Here is a 6,190-nt window from a genome sequence, read left to right on the forward strand (position 1 = left end):
CGCGTAGTGGCGAGATGGAGTATCGTACTCTACGTGAGAAGTAGCGATTGTGATACCGCGCTCACGCTCTTCTGGAGCGTTATCGATAGATGCGAAGTCTTTCGCTTCACCGCCGTATACTTTAGCCAAAGTAGTACAGATAGCAGCAGTAAGAGTAGTTTTACCGTGGTCAACGTGGCCGATAGTACCAACGTTTACGTGCGGTTTCGTACGTTCAAATTTTTCTTTAGACATGGAGTGTCCCTCTAGGTACGGATTAAAGTGGCTTTGATGACCACGCAACCAAAAGTATTGGTGATAAAGTATATATCAAAAGGAAATATTTGCTTAAGAGCTGGTGCTGATAGGCAGACTCGAACTGCCGACCTCATCCTTACCAAGGATGCGCTCTACCACCTGAGCTATATCAGCACTCTTAATTGAGTGGAGCGGGCAGCGGGAATCGAACCCGCATCATCAGCTTGGAAGGCTGAGGTAATAGCCATTATACGATGCCCGCAACGCGTAACTCTAAGCGCTATTTCCTAAAGAAAATGGTGGGGGGGGACGGATTCGAACCATCGAAGGCAGTGCCGGCAGATTTACAGTCTGCTCCCTTTGGCCACTCGGGAACCCCCCCACGAACTTACGCCATTTTCGTCATCATTGCCCAAGGCAAAGTGAAAATGGTGCCGACTACCGGAATCGAACTGGTGACCTACTGATTACAAGTCAGTTGCTCTACCTACTGAGCTAAGTCGGCACGTAAGTGGGGCGCATTTTATGGGATGAAAATGAGCGTTGCAATAGGAAAAATAAAAAAAATCACGATAAATGGTGTTTTTTTCCGATTTCATTACTAAACCTTTACTTTAGATGCTTTTTTAAGCAGTCAATTTGTGAATTTGTCACCACATTGATTGATTTTCATCGTTTATGGTTTAAGGTGAGCCTCATAGAATTTGCTATTGAATGATTATGACTCCCTTTACCCAGTTTTCGAGACAACAATGGACCCAACTGCGTAAGTCAGTACCCATGACTTTAACAGAGGAGGATCTCATTGAACTTCAAGGCATCAACGAAAGCCTGACGATGGAAGAAGTGATTGAGGTCTACTTACCGCTGTCGCGTCTGCTGAACTTATATGTAGAAGCAAGACAGTCTCGTAATGTCGTTTTGCAGCAATTTTTGAACAAACAAGAATCCGCCCCTCCCTTTGTTATTGGTATTGCTGGCAGTGTTGCTGTTGGCAAAAGTACCACTGCCCGCCTGCTAGAAGCGCTGCTTTCACGCTGGGACAATCACCCAAAAGTCGAGCTCATAACAACGGATGGCTTCCTATACCCTAACCACGTATTGGAAGAAAGAGGCTTAATGCCTAAGAAGGGCTTCCCTGAATCTTATGATATTCAGCGGTTAGTGCAATTTGTGAGTGATGTAAAGTCTGGCCGCTCTACCGTAACGGCACCGATTTATTCTCACCTTACTTATGACATTACGGACGAAATAAAAACGGTCGACAGGCCTGACATTCTGATTATCGAAGGTTTGAATGTACTGCAAAGTGGCCAAGACTACCCGCATGCGCCACATAGTGTGTTTGTTTCTGATTTCTTGGACTTTTCTATCTATGTCGATGCAGAAGCGTCGCTGATTGAGCAATGGTACGTAGAGCGGTTTATGCAATTTAGACAAGGGGCGTTTCAAAAACCTGGTTCGTACTTCCATCACTACACAAAACTCAGTCATGAACAGGCTATTGCTAAAGCAAGATCGATCTGGTCTTCGATCAATGGTAAAAACCTTATTGAAAATATTGAGCCGACTCGAGGTAGAGCCAACCTTATTCTTCACAAAGAAACATCGCATCAGGTTGATACCATCTCGTTAAGAAAATAAGTTAGTTACCCCTAAGGCTAATCTCGCCACCAATATAAGGGGTAACGACACCATCACTTTCAACCAAAATAGCACCAGTATCGTCTATACCTCGAGCAATCCCTTCAATGGTTTGTTTTCCCATGATCAACTTAACCGGTTGATTGATAAAGTGATCGTACTTTTTCCAGCGCTCGGCGATACCTTGATTGCCTGTTAACTGGTACTGATTCAATTCATCGTGTAATCGGTTTATCAGTGCGGCAGCAAACTGATTGCGTTTTACCGGGCTATTTAGGTGCTGCTCGAGACTGGTCCAAGGCTGGTCAATGGCCTCTGCTTGTGAGCTTTGCTCGTTCATTCTTAGGTTAATACCAATGCCGATAACGACTTGTGCAGCCCCGCCGGCTTCTATCGCCAGCTCTACCAGTACGCCAGAGACTTTTCTACCTTCAATATAGACATCATTAGGCCACTTTACGCTCGACGATACACCTAGCTGGGTAAGCGTCTCAGCAATAGCAATGCCTACAATTAGGCTTAACCCCATCGTCGCGGCAACGCCTTCTTCAAATCGCCAATACATAGACATGTACAGATTCGACCCATAAGGTGACACCCATTTTCTTCCACGACGACCTCGGCCTGCCGTTTGATATTCAGCGAGGCAGACATCACCACTATCCCATTGCTCTAAGCGTCCCATCATATATTGATTGGTTGAGTCGATATGAGGAAATAGAGTTACCGTTGAGGGCATTTGGATCAGTGGTGTCAAAATCTGGTTATCGAGTAATTCGATTTGATTCGCTAGCTGATACCCTTTTCCAGGTAGGCTATAAACATCCAACCCCCAATCCGCTAGGCTTTTGACTTGCTTGCTAATGGCTGCGCGACTGACACCTAACTCTTTACCCAGTACTTCGCCAGACACACTGCTTCCCGAGCTGAGTAATTGAATAATCTTTAGTTTCGCCGATTGGTCTTTCATAACTTACTCACCAGTGCATCCAAATGTGTTTCACCCAATGCGCCTATAAACCGGACCTCGTGCTCAAGTTCAACACCAAATTTTGCTAACACGTCACGACGAACCAAGTGAGCAAGTCCGACAACGTCATTAGGAGAAGCTTGATTTGGGTTAGTGAGCACCAACGCCTGATTTGGGTGGACTTGCGCACCCCCAAAGAGCGTCCCTTTAAGCCCAGCTTGGTCAATAAGCCAACCCGCAGCAAGTTTTACCCCATGCTCCTGTTCAAACCCAACAACGTTGGGGAACGAATTTTTTAATAGCGAGTATTGGGCCTTTGAGATCACTGGGTTCTTAAAGAAGCTTCCGGCGTTGCCTATTTCGTCGGGATCAGGCAGTTTGCTTTTCCTAGTTCGACATACCGCTTCAAACACAGACTTTATGGTTACATCCCCTTCAATACTCTCTGACAAGGCACCATAGCTTAGAATCGGCCGCCACAGTTTAGGCACTTTGAACCCTACTGCGGTAATAAATACATGGTCTTTAATATCGTGCTTAAAAATTGAATCTCGATAGCCAAAGTTACATTCACTAGACGGGAGCCTCACTAAACGGGCACTTTGCAGGTCAACATACTCAACATAGGTACACAATGAGTCGAGCTCTACGCCATAAGCACCAATATTTTGTATCGGTGAACTTCCAACGCAACCTGGGATCATAGCTAAGTTTTCAAACCCACCGATGCCTCTAGTGACCATAGAAGAAACAAAATCTGGCCAATCTTCACCACCGCCAACATGGATATGATAAAACTCAGAATCTTCAACAATCTTGACACCGCCTATTCGATTGAGCACGACTGTTCCTTTGAAGTCTTCGACGAATAATACATTGCTTCCTCGCCCCAAAATTAAGTGTGGGCGGTTACCTAATCGTTCGAACACCTTAGGGATTTGATCGACACGGGTAATTTCAATGATATGATCGCAATGAACATCTAGATGGAAGGTGTGCAATGACTTGAGACTTGTTGAGTAGGATTCGTGCATCACGATATGACAGCTATGGGTAGTGTGTGCAAAGATAACACGCAGCGCATAATAATGAAATTTGAAGCCGATAAATGACCAAACCTCAGTACAAACTAACATTCCAAATAGTCGACCGGATCAAGTATCCATTGGTTAAGCGATTTTATAAGGAACATTACCCGTCGACTAAAGTCAAACCGACCGATATCGTGATTGCCGCAATCCACCGCGGGCAAATGGTTGGGGTGGTAAGATTCAAACCTGTTGGTGAAGAATTCCTCTTAACAGGCATGGCAGTTTCTAGGGAATGTAGATTAAAAGGTGTTGGTCGGCAACTGCTCACCCACTGTATAGAGCATTACTTAAATTCAAATTACTACTGCTTTGCACTGTCGCATTTGGACTCTTTTTATACTAACTCTGGCTTTTCCCTCCTAGAGTCATCTCAGTTACCCAATGACCTAAAAGTGTTGTTTGATCGATACTCACGAAACGGCAAAGGGCTTACCGCCATGAGGTATCGTTCAAACTAAACTATTTGTGATTATTATTTGACGGATTACACAGTTAGTTACCCCCATAATTAGTCAATCTTGAGCGTTCTCTGGTAAACTTCTTTATTGCATTTTAGTAATTATAGGTTCTATTAGCTTAATGATTGCGACTAGATCAGCGCTACGCTCATTACCATCGTTATCGCTTTCGGCTGAGCAGTTTACGACTCTACACTCTGCCAAAGAGTTTAAATCGACACTGCTTGATAAAATCCGAACGGCGACTCAACGTATATACATCTCTGCCCTTTATTTAGAACAAGATGAAGCAGGCATAGAAGTGTTTGATGCTTTGTATGCTGCAAAACAGAACAACCCTGCCTTAGATGTGCAGATCTGTGTGGATTGGCATCGAGCTCAACGTGGGTTGTTTGGCGCAGAAAAATCCGATGGCAATGCTGGGATGTATCGGGACTATGCGCAAAAGCACGAGCACTCCATACCCGTATATGGCGTCCCTGTTCGTGGCCGAGAAGTCTTTGGTGTATTGCACCTTAAAGGCTTCGTGATTGATAACACCGTCATTTACAGTGGCGCTAGCCTTAACAATGTTTACCTGCATCATAAAGACAAGTATCGCTTAGACAGATACCACCTAATTGACCATAGTGGGTTGAGCGACAGCTTTGTTCAGTACATTAAAACGGATCTCATTGATCATCCAGCTGTATGCGAACTTAGCAAGCAGGGGGTACCCTCAACTAAAAATATTAAGGGTCAAATTCGACAATTGCGTTCGTCCTTAGCCAATTCATACTACCAGTTTCACAATGAGTCTGTATCAAGTGACGCGCTAAGTATTACCCCACTTGTGGGTGTGGGAAAAAGGCGTAACCATCTTAATCATGCTATTGTGCAATTACTAAAAGCGGCAACGCTAGAAATCGTTATTTGCACGCCTTACTTCAATTTCCCTAAGCCTGTGGCGAAAGAAATTAGAAAGGCTATTCGCCGAGGTGTAGAAGTAAAAATCATTGTCGGTGATAAAACCGCAAACGATTTTTATGTCGCTCCCGATCAGGAGTTTCATACCGCGGGTGGATTGCCTTATCTGTATGAAATGAATCTTCGTCGTTATGCGAAAATTAATGAAGCACACATAGCTAGCCGTAAACTCTCTTTGTTTATATGGAAGCATGAAAACAACAGCTTCCACCTAAAAGGTATTTGGGTCGATAAGAAGCAAGTTATGCTGACTGGCAACAACCTAAACCCTCGAGCTTGGAGCTTAGACCTTGAAAATGGGTTATACATCAATGATCCAAAAGGTGAGCTTGAAGGGCAGTTTCAACACGAGCTCGATAGTGTATTAGAGCATTCCACTTTAATCTGTACTTATAAGCAATTAGAGAAACAAGAAAGCTATCCTGATGATGTTCAAAAGCTGTTAAAGAAAATCACCAGAATTAAAGCGGACAGTATTCTTAAGAAACTACTCTAATTAACGCTCTAGCTTCGTTTTAAGGCACACTATCCTGCGGCCCATAGACATTGATTATGTTTATGGGCCGATTGCTTTCAGCAAGCTTACCAACGCCTTTAAAGGCCTTTATTAACTCGTGAGTGGCTCGTCTCTGAATTACCTGCGGGACTCGTTGCCCGTAGGGCAAATCGCTATATCCCAGATAGCAAAAAACCCAGCACATTCGTACTGGGTTTCTTTAATAGTGGCGGAGCGGCCGGGCTGGCGCTCCAGCGGGACTCGTTGCCCGTAGGGCAATTCACTTTACCCCAAACAGCAAAAAACCCAGCACATTCGTACTGGGTTT

6 protein-coding genes and 4 tRNA genes are annotated in these 6,190 nt (G+C 44.4%); 3 read left to right on the forward strand and 7 right to left on the reverse strand.

The window, feature by feature from the left end; genetic code table 11:
• The 5 genes from ST37_RS18190 to ST37_RS18210 form a co-directional block, all read right to left on the reverse strand.
• On the reverse strand, window positions 1-234 hold a 234-nt coding region (locus ST37_RS18190; protein WP_236260716.1), incomplete at its 3' end, for a GTP-binding protein.
• Between the two features lie 101 nt (window positions 235-335).
• Window positions 336-411, reverse strand: a tRNA-Thr gene (locus ST37_RS18195).
• Between the two features lie 13 nt (window positions 412-424).
• Window positions 425-499: transfer RNA gene (locus ST37_RS18200), tRNA-Gly, on the reverse strand.
• Between the two features lie 35 nt (window positions 500-534).
• Window positions 535-619: transfer RNA gene (locus tag ST37_RS18205), tRNA-Tyr, on the reverse strand.
• A gap of 47 nt (window positions 620-666) precedes the next feature.
• Window positions 667-742: transfer RNA gene (locus tag ST37_RS18210), tRNA-Thr, on the reverse strand.
• A 215-nt stretch (window positions 743-957) separates the two neighbouring features.
• Between ST37_RS18210 and coaA the strand changes: the two genes are divergently transcribed.
• A complete protein-coding gene (gene coaA / locus ST37_RS18215) occupies window positions 958-1,881 on the forward strand; it encodes a type I pantothenate kinase (RefSeq protein ID WP_084888976.1) in 924 nt (307 codons plus the stop codon).
• A gap of 1 nt (window position 1,882) precedes the next feature.
• Here coaA and birA read toward each other — a convergent pair whose 3' ends face one another.
• Window positions 1,883-2,851, reverse strand: coding sequence for a bifunctional biotin--[acetyl-CoA-carboxylase] ligase/biotin operon repressor BirA (gene birA, locus ST37_RS18220; RefSeq protein ID WP_084888971.1), 969 nt, complete (start codon window positions 2,849-2,851; stop codon window positions 1,883-1,885).
• On the reverse strand, window positions 2,848-3,885 hold the full coding sequence (gene murB / locus ST37_RS18225) for a UDP-N-acetylmuramate dehydrogenase (protein WP_084888977.1): 1,038 nt from the start codon (window positions 3,883-3,885) through the stop codon (window positions 2,848-2,850). Before murB ends, birA begins: the two co-directional genes overlap by 4 nt.
• Window positions 3,886-3,959: 74 nt before the next feature.
• Between murB and ST37_RS18230 the strand changes: the two genes are divergently transcribed.
• The gene (locus ST37_RS18230; protein ID WP_084888972.1) at window positions 3,960-4,400 is read left to right on the forward strand and encodes a GNAT family N-acetyltransferase; all 441 of its coding nucleotides are present in this window, start codon (window positions 3,960-3,962) and stop codon (window positions 4,398-4,400) included.
• A gap of 121 nt (window positions 4,401-4,521) precedes the next feature.
• Window positions 4,522-5,862: a CDP-diacylglycerol--serine O-phosphatidyltransferase gene (gene pssA, locus ST37_RS18235; protein WP_084888973.1), complete on the forward strand. Its 1,341-nt coding sequence runs from the start codon at window positions 4,522-4,524 to the stop codon at window positions 5,860-5,862.
• The last annotated feature ends 328 nt before the right edge of the window (window positions 5,863-6,190 follow it).

The organism is Vibrio sp. qd031, from assembly GCF_002100145.1.
In the GTDB taxonomy this organism is placed as follows: domain Bacteria; phylum Pseudomonadota; class Gammaproteobacteria; order Enterobacterales; family Vibrionaceae; genus Vibrio.